Here is a 223-nt window from a genome sequence, read left to right as displayed (position 1 = left end):
TGCCATCATCAATACGGGCTCGAAACAGGGCATCACCACCCCGCCTGGCGACACCGCCTATAATGTGTCGAAGGCTGGCGTCAAAGTGGTGACGGAAGCCCTGTCGCACGAATTGCGCAACAGGCCGGGCTGCCAAGTGACCGCCCATCTTCTGATCCCCGGCTTCGTGTTCACGGGTTTCACCCGGGCCAGGGGCGTGACCGAGAAGCCCGCTGGGGCTTGG

At 63.2% G+C, this 223-nt stretch carries 1 protein-coding gene; it reads left to right on the top strand.

Annotated elements, in window-relative coordinates; all coding sequences use genetic code 11:
• Positions 1–223: SDR family NAD(P)-dependent oxidoreductase (locus tag E4K09_RS03060; protein WP_134495105.1), on the top strand; the 223-nt coding region annotated here is incomplete at both ends.

The sequence above is a fragment of the Microvirga pakistanensis genome (assembly GCF_004458765.1).
In the GTDB taxonomy this organism is placed as follows: domain Bacteria; phylum Pseudomonadota; class Alphaproteobacteria; order Rhizobiales; family Beijerinckiaceae; genus Microvirga; species Microvirga pakistanensis.
The sequence above is the reverse complement of the archived record's forward strand: the minus strand, read 5'-3'. Positions and strand labels throughout refer to the sequence as shown.